This window comes from Piscinibacter gummiphilus, from assembly GCF_002116905.1.
Taxonomy (GTDB): Bacteria; Pseudomonadota; Gammaproteobacteria; order Burkholderiales; family Burkholderiaceae_C; genus Rhizobacter; species Rhizobacter gummiphilus.
In genome coordinates this window covers 3,933,912-3,949,518 of sequence record NZ_CP015118.1, presented here as the reverse complement: position 1 = coordinate 3,949,518, position 15,607 = coordinate 3,933,912, and the positions used below count along the sequence as shown (strand labels likewise).

Below are 15,607 nucleotides of genomic sequence, written 5' to 3'. Positions count from 1 at the left end.
ACCCCGCGCGAAAGCGCGCTCCTGCGACACCTCCCGCCCCGATGGACTCGACCCGCGCAGCCTCCCCGCGAGCCGCACAACCCGATGCCCCGCAACTGGCCAAGGCCGCGTTGCGCCGCCTGGCCCTCGAGAAGCTCGAACCCACCCCCGAGAACTACGCCCGGGCCTACCAGCTGGAAGCCGGCGGCGCCGCCCCGGCCGTGCTGCCCGTCGCAGCCTTGCCGGCGATCGACGCGCTGCTCGCCCGGGCCCTGCCCGCGAGCGAGGCCGAGACCCGCGGCGAACTCAAGAACGCCCTGCAGCACGGGCTGTGGGAGGACGCCGAACGCCTCGTGGGCCAGCAGCCCGGCCTGGCGCAGCAGGGGGGGGCGCTCGCCGACCTGATCGACCGCATCGTGCGCGGTGTCCAGCAGGGCGGCCGCCAGTGGACCAGCGCCCGCAAGAAGGACAGCCTCGCCCGCGTGCTGTCGAGCACCCGCAGCGACCCGCGCCGGCTGCAGCAGCGCCTCGGCCAGCTGGTGATCGGCTGGGAGACCGACACGCCCGACGAGAACGTCGAGACCGACGCCGCCCCGCTCGACGACCACCCGCGTACCGTGCCGTCGCAGCTCGACGCGCCGGCGTTCGAACCCATCCACCTCGGCCGAGACGTGGTCGCCGACGACACCGCGCCCATCTGGCAGCGCCTCGTCGGCAGCCTCGGCGGCAGCGTGCTGCAGGCCCTGCCACCCCCGCCTTCGCCCAGCATCGAACTGTCCGAGGAACTGCTGCAGCTCACCGGCCGCATCTTCGAGCAGGGCCCCACGCCCGCGCAGTCCGATGCGATGGACCAGCTGTGCGCCCGCGCCAACCGCGTGCTGCAGCACCGCCACCACCTGATCGACCAGCTCTCGGGCCTGTGCAAGCAGCTCACGTCGAGCCTCGCCGAACTCGCCGAGGATGACAGCTGGGCGCAGGGCCAGGTCGACGCGATGTCGCAGGAGATCGAGTTCGGCCTCACCGCGCGCAGCATCCGCTCGGTGAGCGAGATGCTCGACAACACCCGCGAACGCCAGCAGGCGCTGCGCGTGGAGCGCGGCCAGGCCCGCGACGCGCTGAAGGCGCTCATCAACCAGATGCTCAGCGAGCTGGGCGAACTGGGCTCGCAGACCGGCCGCTTCCATGAGAGCCTCGGCAAGTACGCCGGCGTGATCGAGAAGGCCGACTCGCTGGAGAGCCTGGCGGGTGTGGTGCGTGAGATGGTCTCCGAGAGCCGCACCGTGCAGACCCTCGTGCAGCAGGCCCAGGGTCGACTGCAGTACGAACATGCGCGGGCCACCGGCCTGTCCGAGCGGGTGGTGGAACTCGAGACCGAACTGCGCCGCCTCTCGCAGGAGGTCTCCACCGACCAGCTCACGCAGATCGCCAACCGGCGTGGCCTGATGCAGGCGTTCGACGCCGAACGCGCGCGCCTCGAACGCTCGGGCGCGCCGCTGTCCATCGGCCTGCTCGACGTCGACAACTTCAAGCGCCTGAACGACGACCTGGGCCACGCGGCCGGCGACATGGCCCTGAAGTCGCTCGCCGCCGCCGTCAGCAAGGCCCTGCGCCCCACCGACCTCGTCGCGCGCTACGGTGGCGAGGAGTTCGTCGTGCTGCTGCCCGACACCCCGCTCGACGAGGGCGAACAGATCCTCACCCGCCTGCAGCGTTCGCTGACCGGCAGCCTGTTCATGCACGAGTCCAAGCAGGTGTTCGTCACCTTCTCGGCGGGCGTGACGGCCTACCGCGTGGGCGAGCGCATCGAGGTGGCGCTCGAGCGGGCCGACGAGGCGCTCTACGAAGCCAAGCGCACCGGGAAGAACAAGACCTGCGTGGGGTGACCGCTCGCCGGTCACCCTGCAGAGGTGACTGTGACGTGTTGCTCGCTCTCTCGGGCTCACCCCCTTGCCGGCTCGGGCTTCCTTCATACAATCCCCGACGCCGGCGACGTGCCGGTCATAAAAATCCCTCAAAACGGGGAGGAGGAAAGATGCTGAACTTGAAGCGACTGCTGTCGCTGGCTTTCGCCTGCGCGACGCTGGCGGCGACCACCGGCTGCGCCGTCAACCGCGCCACCGCGACCCTGATGCCGGATGCCGATCTGACGAAGGTCAAGTCCGTCTACGTGGTCAAGGCGCCGCAAGACGGCCGTGGCATCGACGAGTTGATCAAGAAGGACCTGGCCAAGCGCGGCTACCAGGTCGAGGGCGGCGCCGAACAGACGCCGCCGTACAAGAGCGATGCCGTGGTGACCTACATCGACAAGTGGATGTGGGACATCACGATGTACATGATCGAGCTGACCATCACGGTGCGTGACCCGGCCAACTTCCCCCTGGCCACCGGCAACTCGCTGCACACGTCGCTGACCCGCAAGTCGCCCGAGGAAATGGTCGACGAAGTCCTGACCAACATCCAGAACGCCAAGAAATGAAGCCCCTGTCGACCATGAACAACCTCGTCTCCCGCGGCCTGGTGGCCCTCTTCGCTTGCACGGCCGCGTTGATGACCGGCTGTGCCGTCGCGCCGTCCACCCCGGCCTCGATGACCCCGGACACCATCGTGACCGCCAAGCAGTCGCCGAAGACCACGTCGGTCACCGCCACCGGTGGCAAGGGCGTGGCGACGGACGCCGCGATGGCCGATGCCGTGACGGCCGCCATCGAGAAGAACAAGACGTTCTCGAAGGTGATCCAGGGTGCCGGCGCGGACTATCAGCTGACCGTGACGCTGATGTCGCTCGACATGCCCAGCTTCGGGGCGTCGTTCACCTGCAAGACGGAGATGGCCTGGGCCCTCAAGCGCGCCGATGGCAGCGCCGCCTGGCAGGAAGTCATCAAGAGCCAGGGCACGGCCGGCGCGGGCGAAGCCTTCGTGGGCACCGAGCGGGCGAAGATGGCGATCGAGCGCTCGATCCGCGAGAACATCTCGCAGGGGCTGTCGGCGGTCTCCAAGCAGAACCTCTGACCCGGGCCGCCTGACCGCAGGCGGGCCATCGGAAAGAACGGGCGCCGCGGCGCCCGTTCTCATTGGCGGAGTGCCCTCGAACGCGTTCCGCGCGACCTCACGGCCGCACGCGCAGTCGCCCGGCCAGTGCGAAGCGTCCATCGCCCGACGGCGTCAGCACCACCATCTCCGACGTGTCCGGCGAAACGCCCGTCAGCGCGAGGATCGTGGAGCCGTGCGAGAACATCACCGTGTTGCCCTCGGCGGGCTGGCGCGACACCCGCGGGCGGAGGTCCGCCACCTGTGCATCCGAGCGCTCGGGGCGTCCGAACAGGTTGCCGAGCGAGGGTTCGATCACCGGGTCGCGGCCCAGCACGAGCTTCGAGGTCTCGATGCAGCGGCACCACGGACTCGAGAGCACCTCACCCACCGGCACCCTGCGCGTGCGCAGTGCGTCGCCCAGCGTGCGTGCATGGGCACGACCCTGGTCGCTCAGGTTGCGCTGGGTCGTGCAGTCCGAGAGGGTCATGCCCTCCGGGTCACCGACGCCGGGAGTGGTGAGGGCATGGCGGATCAGCACCACCTGGCCACCGCCCTGCAGCAGCCGCCACACCGCCTCGTCGGCGGCGTGGGCCAGGGCCGGCGCCAGCCAGGCGGCCAGCAGCCACAGCGCTCGCAAGGCGAGGCCCCGCATCACAGGCTCGTTCATTCGGCAGGGCGATGCCCTGCCGGCCTGAAGGCTCAGGCCGCGGCCGGTGCCGGGTTCGGGAACACCACCTTGCGCGGCTGGGTGCCGTCGGCCTTGCGGCGCTTGCGGCCGCTCGCGGTCTTGCGCACCTGGGTGGCGGCGATGGTTCGCTTGCCGACGCGTTTCTTCTTGGCGAGTGCCATGTTCGATCCTTTCGAGTGAAAACGTCGAGCATACCCCGAGGCAAGACCGAGTGGCCGCGGAGGAATTGCGCCGTGGCGTCAGGCGACGAGTTCGAACGCCTTCTCGCCCACGGTCACGCCGTTGACCCTGACGTGCACCGCGTGCGGGCCGGGATACAGCACCCGGGTCGTGCGCGGCACGAAGTCGCGGCGAAAGCGCACGGGGCAGGTCTCGCCCGGTGCGATGGTCACGGTGGTGCCCTTGAACACCTTCCAGCGCTCGGCGCCGCGGGCGCTCGCGTAGCGCACGGCGAAGTCCACGCACGCGGTCACCGGGGCGTCGCCTTCGGCGTGCAGGTCGGCCGTCAGTTCGAGGTCGCCGCCGATGGGCACGGCCTTCGCGCTCAGGCGCAGCCGGCGCAGGCCCACCGTGGCGTGCACGTCGAAGCCGAGCAGCTTCAGCGCCTCCGGGTGGCCCTTCTTGACGAGCGTGCGCACCGCGTGCCGCACCGCGCCGCGGCCGGCCTCGCCGTGGCCGCGGGCCCAGCGAGCCGCGTGGGCCAGCGCGAGGTCGGGGTCGAGGCGGCTGACGTCGTTCAGGTGGTTCGCGGCCGAACGGCGCACGACCTCGGACGCATCGGCCGCGAGCGGCTCGATCAGCGCGAGGGCACGTTCGGGGTGCGACTTCAACGCGGCCACGTGCCGGCCCCAGGGCAGCAGCGGCCGCGTGCCTTCGCTCGCGAGGCGCCGCACGCGGGCGTCGCCGTCGGTCACCCAGCGGGCGACGTGCTCGAAGGTCAGGTCGAGGTGGTCGGCGAGGAACGGGCGGATCGCGAACTCGGCGGTGAAGTGGCGCGTGAGGCTCGCGAGGGCCGGCAATGCGAGGGCCGGGGTGGCGAGCCCGGCGATGGACACCCATTCGAGGAACGGCGCGAGCCGGAAGGCGGAGATGCCTTCGCCCTCGATCCATTCCTCCGGCGGCTCGCCGAGGGCCCGTTCGACGACGGCATCGGCCTGCGCGAAGTCGGCCGGCAGCGTGGCGGCCAGCGCTTCGGCCACGCGGCGCACGCGGGCCATCAGGCTCAGGTCATCGAAGCCGGCGCGCACGATCTGGCGGAAGCGTTTCGTGTCGAATGCGGGGTGGGCGGCGGCCACGGTGCGTGCGGTCCAGTCGACCGTGGCCTGGGCGAAGCCGTCCTTTAGGGCGGGGGCGGGTGTGGGGTCCATGCCGGCATCATGCGGCAGGCCGGTGACAGGGGTTGTCAGGGGCCGTCCGGCCTGGCGAAGTCGGGGATGCGGAAACGCCTGCGGTACGCCCCGGGCGGCAGGCCGGTCGTGCGCTTGAACAGCCGGCGGAAGAACGCCGCGTCCTCGTAGCCCACGCGCCAGCTGATCTCGTCCACCGACGCGTCGGTGCGTTCGAGGCGGCGCTTGGCGTCCTCCACGCGCAGCCGCTGCACATAGTCGATGGGGGTGAGGCCGGTGGCCGCGGTGAAGCGGCGCTTGAACGTGCGCTCGGCCAGCGCCGACCGCTTGATCATCTCGTCCACCGGGTTCGCCACCGAGAAGTGCGTGCCGAGCCAGCGCTGCGCGCCTTCGATCTCGGCGTCGCCGTGGTCGCGTGCGCCCTCGAACGTCATGTACGGCGTGAGGCCGTCCTGGTGCCACTGCAGCGCGAGCATCCGTGCCACCTCCTGCGCGTCGGTGGCGCCGGCGAACCGCGCGATCAGGTACAGCACCATGTCGTGCCACGTCGTCGAGGCGCCGGAGCTGACGAGGTCCTCGCGCTGGCCCGAGATGACGAGCACACGTTCGGGATGGACCACGACGTCCGGGTGCACCGCCGAGAACGCGCGGGCGTAGGCGTAGTGCACGGTGGCGTCGCGGCCGTCGAACAGGCCGGTCTCGGCAAGCAGGAAGACGCCCGAGCAGGCCGAGCAGAGCACGGCACCGCCCGCGTGCATGCGGCGCAACCAGTCGACGAGGCGCGGGTAGCGGCCGAGCGCCCAGCCCGGGTCGCGCAGCAGCACCGACGGGACGATGACGATGTCGGTGGCGGCCAGCGTGTCGATGGCGCGCTGGACCGGGAAGGCGAGGCCGCTCGCGAGGTCGATGGAGCCGGTGGCCTCGCCGACGATCTCGACGTGGAACGGCGAGCGCGCGGCAATGCCCGGTTGGCCGACGCGCACCGTCATCGCGTCATAGATGCCGGCAAGGGTGGACACCACGGCATCGGGGATCGCGACCAGCGCGACGTGGCGCGGCGCGGGACCGGAGGCGGGCGGGGCGCTGGGCATGGCGGGAATCCTCGTGGCATGAACGGACCGTTTCCGGGCGATTCCGGCACTGCCCCGGAACGGCCCGGCCCGCGACCATGGCGGCACCTTCAACCGCTTCCACGCAGGCAAGGAATCCTAAGCCATGACCTCCTTCTTCCCGTTCTTTCTCAATCCTCCGCGGCGATCGTTCGTCGTGCGTGCGGTGAGCGCCGCGGCGCTGGCGCGGGCCGCGATCACGCTGTCCGCCACGAACTTCGCGGCGGTGCACGACGACACCCGCGGCGCCGCGCGTAGCCCGCCGGCCTGCGTGGCGCCGTCACCCGGCACCCCGCACCGCTGACTTCCCCGACCCCCTTCGAAAGGAACATTCCCATGGACACCTCCACCCTCATCGACCCGGACAAGGTCGAAGCCTTCGCGATGCGCACCATCGCCGACGTGACCGCCGCCTACACCGGCGTGATGGTCAGCCTCGGCCACAAGCTGGGCCTGTACCGCGCGCTGCACGGCGCCGGGCCGCTCAGCGCGCGCGAGGTCGCGGGCCGCGCCGGCTGCGCCGAGCGTTACGTGCGCGAGTGGCTGAACTCTCAGGCCGCGGGCGGCTACCTCGGGTATCACGCGGCCAGCGACACCTACGAGCTGTCGCCCGAACACGCGCTGGTGCTGGCCGACGAGGAGAGCGCGGCCTTCATCCCGCCCGCGTGGAACGTGCCGGCCGCGATGTGGGCCGACGAGCCGAAGGCCCTCGAGGCGTTTCGCACGGGCCGCGGCGTGGCCTGGGGCGACCACGATGCGCGCCTCGCGTGCGGCGTCGCCGCGTTCTACCGCAACGGCTACCGGGCGAGCCTCGTGCCGCAGTGGCTGCCAGCGCTCGACGGGGTGATGGCCCGGCTCGAGGCCGGCATCTCGGTAGCCGACGTCGGCTGCGGCCACGGCCACACCACGGTGATGATGGCCGAAGCGTTCCCGAACTCGCGCTTCCACGGCATCGACACCCACGCGGCGTCGGTCGAGGCCGCCGGGCGGAACGCCTCGGCCGCGGGCGTGGCGGGGCGCACGTCGTTTTCGGTGGCGCGGGCCGTCGACCTGCCCGACCAGGGCTACGGCCTCGTCTGCTTCTTCGACACGCTGCACGACCTGGGCGACCCCGTGGCCGCCGCGCGGCGTGCCGCCGAGGTGCTGGCCCCGGGCGGCACGGTGATGCTGGTCGAGCCCTTCGCGCACGACCACCTGGAGGACAACCTGTCCCCGGTGGGGCAGCTGTACTACGCGGGGTCGGCCGTCATGTGCTGCGCGCACGCGATCTCCGAAGGGGGCCGGATGGTGCTCGGCGCGCAGGCCGGTCCGAAGCGCCTGGCCGAGGTCTTCCGCAAGGCAGGCTTCTCGCACTTCCGGTCCGTCGCCACGTCCCCGTTCAACCAGGTGTTCGAGGTGCGGCGATGAGGGCCCGAGGGGATCAGCGGGGCAGCCGCAGGCGCCAGATCTCGTAGCGTTCGCTGCCCGCGCGCACGGCCCCGGCGAAGTGGTCGTTCAGCGCGCTGGCGGTGACGTAGAGGTCGCCGCCGGGGCCGATGGCCGGGGTGTCGGGCCAGTGGACGCGGTCGTCGTTCGCCAGCAGCGTCAGGCGCTTCGCCTTCGGGTCGAACGAGGCGATGCCGTTGCGGGTGACGTCGGTGATGTAGAGGCGGCCCCGTGCGTCGGTCACGATGCCGTCGGTGTTGCCGCCGACAGCGCCCAGGTCCCGCACCGCGGCGGCCAGCGTGGGGGCGGACACCTCGGGGTCGCGCAGCAGCCGCGTCGGCAAGGCATGGAGGCGCGTGCCGGTGGTGACGGTCCAGTACAGCGTCGCGCCGTCGGGCGAGAGGCCGATGCCGTTGATGCCCAGGCGCAGCGGGTTGCCCGGCCACACCTCGGCGCCGCGCACGGTCACCTTCACGCCCGGTTCCACCTGCACCGACGGATGGCCGTCGAGCACGCGGCGCGCGGTGCCCGTCGCGTAGTCCACGACGAGGATGCCCACCCGGTTGTCGGGCGCGCTGCGCAGGCCGCTGTCGGAGACGTAGGCCACGCGTCGCACCTCGTCGACCACCACGTCGTTGAGGAAGCTTCCGGCGCGGTCGGCCACGCCGTCGAGGCCGATGTGCTTGAGCAGGCGGCCGGAGCGCAGGTCGTACACGGCGAGCTTCTGTGCGCCCGCGGGTGCTTCCTTCTCGCCGGCGACCCAGCCCATGTCCAGCGCCCACAGCCAGCCGTTGCGGTGGTCGACGTGGAAACCGAGCACGGAGCGCAGCGACGTCGCCGGGTCGGCGGCCACGTCGTTGCCTTGCGTCGACGGGAACGCGGTCAGGCGTGCCGGGCCTTCGGTGCGGGACGTGTCGAGGCGGCTGAGGGTGGCGGGGGAACCGGCCGACAGCACGCGCGGCGTGCTCACGTAGGCCTGGCCGGCGGCGTCGAAGTGCAGGCCGGCGATGGGGGCGGTGACGGAGCCGGAGAAGGGCGCGGTGCCGTCGGTGTGCCAGGTCACGCCGGTGTACGCACGCCAGCGTTCGAAGGCGGGCTGGGCATGGGCGGTTGCAGCGAGGGCCATCGAGGCAGCGGCCAGCCAGGGAAGCAGTCTGAGTTTCATGGTGACGAATGAAGAAGCGATGGCCGTCACGATAGGGAGCCGCGCCCCGCGGAAAAAGACGCCGCGCGTGCGATGACAATCCACGCCAAGGAAAGAATCGACCCCGCATGGACCGCATCCACACCCTCCGACTGTTCGTCCGCCTCGCCGAACTGCAGAGCTTCACCGCCGCGGCGGCCGAACTCGGGATCTCCGCGTCGGCGGCCAGCAAGGCGCTGGCCGAACTGGAGGCCTCGCTGGGCGCGAAGCTGATCCACCGCACCACGCGGCGCGTCTCGCTGACCGACGTGGGCGTGCGGTACCTCGAGCGGTGCAAGGGCATCCTCGGTGCCGTCGACGAGGCGGATGCGGAGGCGGGTGGCGGGGTGTCCGAGGCGGCCGGCCGGCTGCGCATCAACGCGCCGATGGCGCTCGGCCTCACCGACCTGGGAGACGCGCTGGCTGCCTTCGCCGCGGTCCACCCGCGCATCGAACTCGACGTCGAACTCGGCGACCGCCACGTCGACCTGCTCAGCGAGGGCTTCGACCTCGGCCTGCGGGCCACCACGGACCCGAAGGACTCGAGCTACACGGCCCAGCGCATCGCGAGCTTCCCGCTGCACGTGTGCGCCACGCCGGCGTACCTCGAACGGCGGGGGCACCCGTCATCGCCCGCGGAGCTGGCCCGCCACGACTGCTTCGCGTACGCCTACGCGACGGCCGGTGCGCGCTGGCCGCTGCGCTTCGAGGGCCAGACCCACGTGGCCGTGACCCCGAAGGGCCGCGCCAACAACACGGTGTTCCTGAAACGGCTGGTGCTGGCCGACCTCGGCATCGCGGTGCTGCCGGGTTTCGTGGCGCGGCCCGAGATCGGAACGGGCGCGCTCGTCGAGCTGTTCCCAGGGGTGGAGCGGCCGCCGCTGGTGCTGTACGCCGTCTACCCGGAACGCCGGTTCGCTCCCCGGAAGGTCACGGCCTGCGTGGCCTTCCTGCGGGACTGGTTCGGCGCGCGTCAGGCCGAGTAGCCGCCGTCGGCGGTGATCGACGCGCCGGTCACGAACGCGGCTTCCTCGCGGCACAGCCAGGCCACCAGCGCGCCGATCTCGCGGTCGTGGCCCAGGCGCCCGATGGGCACCATCGGGCGGATCATCTCGTGCACGTCGGGAGAGACGATCTCCGTGACGGTGGGCCCGGGCTGCACGTTGTTGACCGTGATGCCGCGGGGGCCCAGGTCGTGGGCCAGGCCGCGCGTGAACGACGCGACCGCGCCCTTGGTCAGTGCATAGACCGAGCTGCCGGGGAAGCGCACGACGTCGCCCACCATGCTGCCGATCGTGACGATGCGGCCGCCCGGGCCCATGTGGGCGAGGGCGGCCTGGATGCCGACGAACACCGCGCGCACGTTGACGTCGAGCATGCGGTCGAAGTCGGCCTGCGGGTAGGTGGCCACGTCGCCGCCCTTGAGGATGCCGGCGCTGTTGACGAGGATGTCGATGCCGCCGAGCTGTTCGGCGGCCCGCGAGATCGCGGCGCGCAGCGCGGCCGGGTCGCCGCTGTCGGCCTGCACGGCGATGGCGCGGCCGTCGAGTTCGGCGGCCAGGGCGTGCGCCCGCTCCGCGGATGCGGCGTAGGTGAAGACGACCTGGGCACCGTCGGCGACGAGGCGGCGCACGATGGCGGCGCCGATGCCGCGGGAACCACCGGTGACGACCGCGCGGCGATGGGCGAGAGGCAGGGACATGGAAAACTCCTTTACTGGAATGAATGATCCAGAATTGACGAGAAAAAGGGGCGGGCACACCCCTCAGCGAAAACTCCGCAGCGCCATGCGGGCGATGGCGCGCAGCAGGTCGGCGGACGCGCCCTGGCGCGCGGCCACCTTGAGACCGGTGAGCGTGGACAGGATGAAAGGCCCGGCGGTAGCGACATCGAGGTCCTTGGCGAAGGCCCCCGATGCGACGGCCTCCGCCACACGGCGTTCGACGGCGCCCGTCAGCAGCCGGCCCATGGCCTCGGTGAGGGTCACGATCTCGGCCTCGCTGCGCCCGAACTCGCAGATGGCCGCGACGCCCAGGCACGCCGGCTCGGGATCGGCGAGGGCGCGCTGGATGGCGTGTTCGAGCAGCGCCTCGAGGCCCGCCTCGCCGGTGGGCGCGCGCTCGAGCGCCACGAGCTGCGCGCCGATGCTGTCCGACGAGTAGCGCTGCAGGGCCTCGAGGTAGAGGCGCCACTTGTCCCCGAACGTGTCGTAGAGGCTCTGCCGGCGGATGTTCATCGCCGAGAGCAGCGCCTCCATCGACGTGCCGTCGTAACCGTGCTGCGCGAACGTGGCGATGGCCTGGTTCAGCGCCACGTCGCGATCGAATTCCTTGGTGCGTGCCATGGCGGCACTTTAGCATATCTGGAACGATCGATCTGGAATCGTGGGGTCTTTCGGGGGCCCACGGGCCGCGGGCGGCGCTCAGAACGTGATCTTCACCGACGGCGAACTGCGCTTCGCTTCGCCGTGGAACACCGCCTCGATGTTGTTGCCGTCCGGGTCCAGCACGAAGGCGGCGTAGTAGCCGGGGTGGTACGGACGCTCGCCCGGCTTGCCGTTGTCCTTGCCGCCGCTCTCCAGCGCGGCCTTGTGGAAGGCGTCGACCGTGGCGCGGTCCTTGGCCTGGAACGCGAGGTGGACGCGGCCCGTGAGGTGGCCCTGGGCGGCCTGGCTGGTGGCCGTCGACACGAACAGCTCGTCGGCCCAGAAGTACTCCTCCGCCGCGCCGCCGATCGGGATGTCGAGCGTCTTGAACACGGCCTCGTAGAACCGGCGGCTCGCGGGCAGGTCGCGCACGACGAGCTGGAGGTGGTCGATCAGGCGGCCTCGGTGCAGTTCCTGGGTTTCCATGCGGTCTCCTTGGATGGGGCAGACCGCGCATCGTAGTCAGCGGCGAATCGGAAGGACCCGGGGAGGGTGATCGACGTGACTGGTGGAAGGCGTGGGATTCGAACCCACGGAGGGCGTAAACCCTCGGCAGTTTTCAAGACTGCTGCCTTAAACCGCTCGGCCAGCCTTCCGGAGGGGCGAGTGTAACGCGGCCGGCACGGGCATCCCGTGCGCCTCAGGTCCCGACGACGCGCCGGACGTGTCCCTCGAGCAGGCGGTTGTAGCGGTCCATGACGGCGTCGGGCCCGTCCCCGCTGCTCATGTGCATGCGCAGTTCTTGCATTCTCTGGCCCTCGTCCTGCGGCTCCGACGCCTCCTGCGGACCCAACAGGTAGTGCTTGACGTCGAGCAGGTAGAGCGCCGACAGCGCCTTGATCATGCGGAGCGACTTGTCGTGGCTCTTTCTCAGCCCGGCGTCCGCCCCCACGTGCCCGATCAGGCGCAGCAAGGCGCTGTCGACGGCCGTCTCGACCGAGGTGGGGTCTGGATCGAACCCGTCGAGGGCGTTTTGCTTGAGCGCGGTCATGCAACTGGACAGCGCCATGCTGCGCTGCGTCGCCGTGATCTCGTCCACGACCGAGAACTCGACCTCGGGAACGCCGAGGGTCCAGGGCCATCCCGTCTCCTTGGCGTGCTTGTGGAGAGTCAATCCCAGGATTCGGGAGGCGTTGCGCTTGAATTCCGAGTCGCCCGCGTACTGGCCCTTGATTCCCTTCACCTTGTTGGCGAGCCAGGTGGACATGATCCAGGCCGTGGTGACGGTCATCGTCACGATCGCCATGATGTCGGTGACCGGCACGAAGGTCCGGTGATCCTTGTTCTCGAGCAGCTGCCAGCCGAGCTCCTCGAAGTGCGCGGCGTTCTTCAGTTTCATCTCGGCGGGCGCTGTGAGAAAACCCTTGTGGTCCCGGTAGATGTAGTCCCGGGTCTGCAAGGCGTGGGATTCGAGGGTGTGTGTGGCCTCGTGCAGCAGCAGCGTGAGCGGCGCGCGACCGTTCTCGAACAGGACGTCGCTGAACCGGATGCACTTCGGCGTTCCCGTGGCCGCCATGTCGGCCGACGTGAGGGTGGTGTCGTAGACGAGGTCCCAGCCTGGGGTCACGACCGCCAGCTGATCGAGGCTGGTGGCTGCGGCCAGGAGCACGTTGCGGGCGGTGCCGACGTGGTCCGCACCGAAGACACGGGTGAGCGCGTCGTTGTCCGGGCTGATCGTGGTCCGGATCGCCTGCGCCGCCTGCCCGCAGAGCGTCCGCGCCCGGGTCACCTTCTGCGTGGAGGCAAGGTCGTTGGGGTTGGCGTTGGGTTGCTGGATGCGTTTCGGGAACTGCTGCCCGATCACCTCTACCAAGCCGATGAGGTTGTCGCGGGTGGCGAGGGTGCTGGTGCTGGTGGCCCGCAGGTCCGACATCAACTGCACCATGTAGGAAGAGGTGGGAACGACGTTGTTGCCGAGCGCATGGAGTTCCCGGATGACCCGGGCGATGTCCTGGGCGAGCTTCCCGAGGAGCCGCGAGTCCTTCTTCAGGCGTTCGTCGGCCGCGAGCTTCGTGTGGCTCTCGAGCATGTAGGGCATCGCATCCACCTCCGGGTGGGGGACGCATCGGCCATGCGTCGGGCAGGCAGGGAGCAAGGAAGTATGCGCGCCTGCTTTGCGGACCGGGGGCTTCAAACGAGGGGGACGCGGTCTGGTGGAAACCCTAGCGTATTCGCGCGAACTGTCCACGACCGCGCGGAAGGTCCAAGATGGTGCCCTCACAACCCAGGAGTTCACCGTGAGCGTCTCCATCGTGGGCTGGGCCCACCTCCCGTTCGGCCGCCTGGACGGCCTCTCGCTCGAAGACCTGATCGTGCGTGCCGCGCGCGAGGCGATGGACCATGCCGGGGTGTCGGCCGACCAGGTCGATGGGATCTGGCTCGGCAACCTCAACGGCGGGTTCACGCCGGACATCTTCGCGTCGTCGCTGGCGTTGCACGCCGACCCGGCGCTGCGCTGGAAACCCGCGGTGCGGCTCGAGAACGCCTGTGCCTCGGGCTCGGCCGCGGTGTACGGCGCGTGCGACGCCATCGAGGCGGGCCGCGCGCGCGTGGCACTCGTGATCGGTGCCGAGAAGATGACGGCCGTGAGCGGTGCCGACGTGACGCGCATCCTCGGCCAGTGCGCCTATTCGGGCGAGGACGGCAACCCGCCCGGCGGCTTTCCGGGCATCTTCGGCGAGATCGCCAAGTCGTACTTCGCGGAGTTCGGCGACCACTCGGCCACGCTCGCCCGCATCGCCGCGAAGAACCACGCCAACGGCGTCGCCAACCCGTGGGCCCACATGCGGCGCGACCTCGGCTTCGAGTTCTGCAACACGGTGAGCGACAAGAACCCGATGATCGCGGCGCCGCTGCGCAAGACCGATTGTTCGCTGGTCTCCGATGGCGCCGCCGCGCTCGTGATCGTGGACGACGGCCGCGCGGCCGACTTCCCGCGGGCGGTGGCCGTGCGCGCCCGTGCGCAGGTCAACGACTGGTTGCCGCTTGGTTCGCGCAAGGCCGCGAGCTTCGAAGGCCCGCGTCGCGCGTGGACGCAGTCGCTGCAGGCGGCCGGCTGCACGGTCAACGACCTGTCGCTCGCCGAGGTGCACGACTGCTTCACCATCGCCGAGCTGTTGAGCTACGAGGCCATGGGCCTGGCGGCGCCGGGGCAGGGCCATCGGCTGCTGGAGGAAGGCGTGGTGATGCGGGGCGGGCGCCTGCCCGTCAACGCGTCGGGCGGGCTGAAGGCCAAGGGCCACCCGATCGGCGCGACCGGCGTGTCGATGCACGCGGTGTCGGCCATGCAGCTGTGCGGCGAGGCGGGCGACATGCAGGTGCCGGGCGCCACGCTCGCCGGCGTGTTCAACATGGGGGGCGCCGCGGTGGCCAACTACGTCAGCATCCTCGAGCGCACCCGCTGAACCCGCGACCTCACATTTCGAGCTTCGCCTTCTTCGCGACTTCGCCCCACTTCGCGATCTCGGCGCGCTGGAACGCGCCGAGCTGGGCCGGCGTCATCGGCGCGGGCTCGACGCCCATCGCCTGGAGGCGGGCGGCGATGGCGGTTTCACCCGCCATCTTCGTGAACTCCTCGTGGAAGCGCGCGATGATCGGCGCCGGCATGGAGGCCGGTGCGAAGAAGGCCTGCCACGAGCTGACGTCGAAGCCCTTGAGGCCCGACTCGGCGAGCGTGGGCACGTCGGGCAGGGCCTTCGCGCGCTTGCCCGAGGTCACGGCCAGCGCGCGCACCTTGCCCGTCTTGATGTGGGGCAGCGCCACCAGCGCGGTGTCGAAGCTCATCGGGATCTGGTTCGCGATCAGGTCCTGCATCGACGGGCCGCTGCCCTTGTAGGGCACGTGCGTGATGTCGACGCCGGCCTCGAGCTTGAACTTCTCGCCGGAGAGGTGCTGCGAACTGCCGGCGCCGGCCGTGCCGAACGACAGCGAACCGGGCTTGGCCTTGGCGGCGGCGATCAGGTCCTTCACGCTCTTCATCGGCTGCTCGGCGTTGACGAGCAGCACGTTCGGCACGTTGCCGATGAAGAAGACCGGCGCGAAGTCCTTCGTCGCGTCGTAGGGCACCTTGCGCTGCAGCGCCGGGATGATGGCGTGCGACGAGATCGTGCCGAGCACGATGGTGTAGCCGTCGCCGGGCGACTTCGCCGCCGCGTCGGCGCCGATCATGCCCCCCGCGCCCGCGCGGTTCTCGACGATGACGGTCTGCTTCAGGCCTTCCGACAGGCGCTGGCCCAGCAGGCGCGCGAGCGCGTCGGACGTGCCGCCCGCGGCGAACGGCACGATGATCTTGATGGGCTGCTGCTTCGGCCACGGCTCGCCCTGCTGGGCGTGGGCGGCGGCGAAGGGCAGGGCGGTGGCGGCGAACGCCAGGAGCGTGCGGCGATGGAACTTCATGGGAACCTCCTCGGGACGTTTGGGGGC

The 15,607-nt window shown here is 70.7% G+C and carries 17 protein-coding genes and 1 tRNA gene; 7 read left to right on the top strand and 11 right to left on the bottom strand.

From position 1 onward, the window contains the following. The first annotated feature begins 41 nt into the window (after window positions 1–41). From A4W93_RS17790 to A4W93_RS17780, 3 genes are all read left to right on the top strand, one after another. Complete coding sequence (locus tag A4W93_RS17790) at window positions 42–1,862, top strand: sensor domain-containing diguanylate cyclase (RefSeq protein ID WP_085751878.1); 1,821 nt, start codon at window positions 42–44, stop codon at window positions 1,860–1,862. A gap of 149 nt (window positions 1,863–2,011) precedes the next feature. Beyond that, window positions 2,012–2,455, top strand: a complete 444-nt coding sequence (locus A4W93_RS17785) for a hypothetical protein (protein ID WP_237357565.1) — start codon at window positions 2,012–2,014, stop codon at window positions 2,453–2,455. Then, window positions 2,452–2,988, top strand: coding sequence for a hypothetical protein (locus A4W93_RS17780; protein WP_085751877.1), 537 nt, complete (start codon window positions 2,452–2,454; stop codon window positions 2,986–2,988). The genes A4W93_RS17785 and A4W93_RS17780 overlap by 4 nt, the downstream gene beginning before the upstream one ends. Before the next feature lie 97 nt (window positions 2,989–3,085). Here A4W93_RS17780 and A4W93_RS17775 read toward each other — a convergent pair whose 3' ends face one another. From A4W93_RS17775 to A4W93_RS17765, 4 genes are all read right to left on the bottom strand, one after another. Next, on the bottom strand, window positions 3,086–3,661 hold the full coding sequence (locus tag A4W93_RS17775; RefSeq protein WP_085751876.1) for a histidine phosphatase family protein: 576 nt from the start codon (window positions 3,659–3,661) through the stop codon (window positions 3,086–3,088). Window positions 3,662–3,708: 47 nt separating this feature from the next. Continuing rightward, window positions 3,709–3,858: a hypothetical protein gene (locus A4W93_RS29715; RefSeq protein WP_157131685.1), complete on the bottom strand. Its 150-nt coding sequence runs from the start codon at window positions 3,856–3,858 to the stop codon at window positions 3,709–3,711. Between the two features lie 78 nt (window positions 3,859–3,936). Beyond that, window positions 3,937–5,064 (bottom strand): DNA alkylation repair protein, encoded by a 1,128-nt coding sequence (locus A4W93_RS17770; protein WP_085751875.1) that lies wholly within the window; start codon window positions 5,062–5,064, stop codon window positions 3,937–3,939. 35 nt (window positions 5,065–5,099) lie between these two features. Further along, a complete protein-coding gene (locus A4W93_RS17765) occupies window positions 5,100–6,134 on the bottom strand; it encodes a GlxA family transcriptional regulator (protein WP_085751874.1) in 1,035 nt (344 codons plus the stop codon). 124 nt (window positions 6,135–6,258) lie between these two features. Between A4W93_RS17765 and A4W93_RS17760 the strand changes: the two genes are divergently transcribed. Further along, window positions 6,259–6,456 carry a hypothetical protein gene (locus tag A4W93_RS17760; RefSeq protein WP_085751873.1) on the top strand — a complete coding sequence of 66 codons (198 nt, stop codon included), beginning with the start codon at window positions 6,259–6,261 and terminating at the stop codon, window positions 6,454–6,456. A 32-nt stretch (window positions 6,457–6,488) separates the two neighbouring features. Continuing rightward, window positions 6,489–7,559 carry a class I SAM-dependent methyltransferase gene (locus A4W93_RS17755; RefSeq protein WP_085751872.1) on the top strand — a complete coding sequence of 357 codons (1,071 nt, stop codon included), beginning with the start codon at window positions 6,489–6,491 and terminating at the stop codon, window positions 7,557–7,559. Window positions 7,560–7,572: 13 nt separating this feature from the next. Here A4W93_RS17755 and A4W93_RS17750 read toward each other — a convergent pair whose 3' ends face one another. Further along, entirely contained in the window at window positions 7,573–8,742 is a 1,170-nt protein-coding gene (locus A4W93_RS17750; protein ID WP_085751871.1) for an SMP-30/gluconolactonase/LRE family protein, read from the bottom strand. Window positions 8,743–8,849: 107 nt separating this feature from the next. On the opposite strand from A4W93_RS17750, the gene A4W93_RS17745 reads away from it, so the two are divergent. Beyond that, the gene (locus A4W93_RS17745; protein WP_085751870.1) at window positions 8,850–9,746 is read left to right on the top strand and encodes a LysR family transcriptional regulator; all 897 of its coding nucleotides are present in this window, start codon (window positions 8,850–8,852) and stop codon (window positions 9,744–9,746) included. Here the strand turns inward: A4W93_RS17745 and A4W93_RS17740 are convergent. The 5 genes from A4W93_RS17740 to A4W93_RS17720 form a co-directional block, all read right to left on the bottom strand. Continuing rightward, a complete protein-coding gene (locus A4W93_RS17740) occupies window positions 9,734–10,462 on the bottom strand; it encodes an SDR family oxidoreductase (protein WP_085751869.1) in 729 nt (242 codons plus the stop codon). The genes A4W93_RS17745 and A4W93_RS17740 overlap by 13 nt on opposite strands. A 63-nt stretch (window positions 10,463–10,525) precedes the next feature. Continuing rightward, window positions 10,526–11,104: a TetR/AcrR family transcriptional regulator gene (locus tag A4W93_RS17735; protein ID WP_085751868.1), complete on the bottom strand. Its 579-nt coding sequence runs from the start codon at window positions 11,102–11,104 to the stop codon at window positions 10,526–10,528. Between the two features lie 78 nt (window positions 11,105–11,182). After that, window positions 11,183–11,611 carry a VOC family protein gene (locus A4W93_RS17730; RefSeq protein WP_085751867.1) on the bottom strand — a complete coding sequence of 143 codons (429 nt, stop codon included), beginning with the start codon at window positions 11,609–11,611 and terminating at the stop codon, window positions 11,183–11,185. Window positions 11,612–11,691: 80 nt separating this feature from the next. Beyond that, a tRNA-Ser gene (locus tag A4W93_RS17725) sits at window positions 11,692–11,781 on the bottom strand. A 44-nt stretch (window positions 11,782–11,825) separates the two neighbouring features. Beyond that, window positions 11,826–13,223, bottom strand: a complete 1,398-nt coding sequence (locus A4W93_RS17720; RefSeq protein ID WP_085751866.1) for a M35 family metalloendopeptidase — start codon at window positions 13,221–13,223, stop codon at window positions 11,826–11,828. A gap of 199 nt (window positions 13,224–13,422) precedes the next feature. Here A4W93_RS17720 and A4W93_RS17715 point away from each other — a divergent pair, with 199 nt between their 5' ends. Further along, on the top strand, window positions 13,423–14,589 hold the full coding sequence (locus A4W93_RS17715; protein ID WP_085751865.1) for an acetyl-CoA acetyltransferase: 1,167 nt from the start codon (window positions 13,423–13,425) through the stop codon (window positions 14,587–14,589). Window positions 14,590–14,599: 10 nt separating this feature from the next. Here the strand turns inward: A4W93_RS17715 and A4W93_RS17710 are convergent, their stop codons facing one another. Further along, window positions 14,600–15,580: a Bug family tripartite tricarboxylate transporter substrate binding protein gene (locus tag A4W93_RS17710; RefSeq protein WP_085751864.1), complete on the bottom strand. Its 981-nt coding sequence runs from the start codon at window positions 15,578–15,580 to the stop codon at window positions 14,600–14,602. Window positions 15,581–15,607 lie beyond the last annotated feature (27 nt).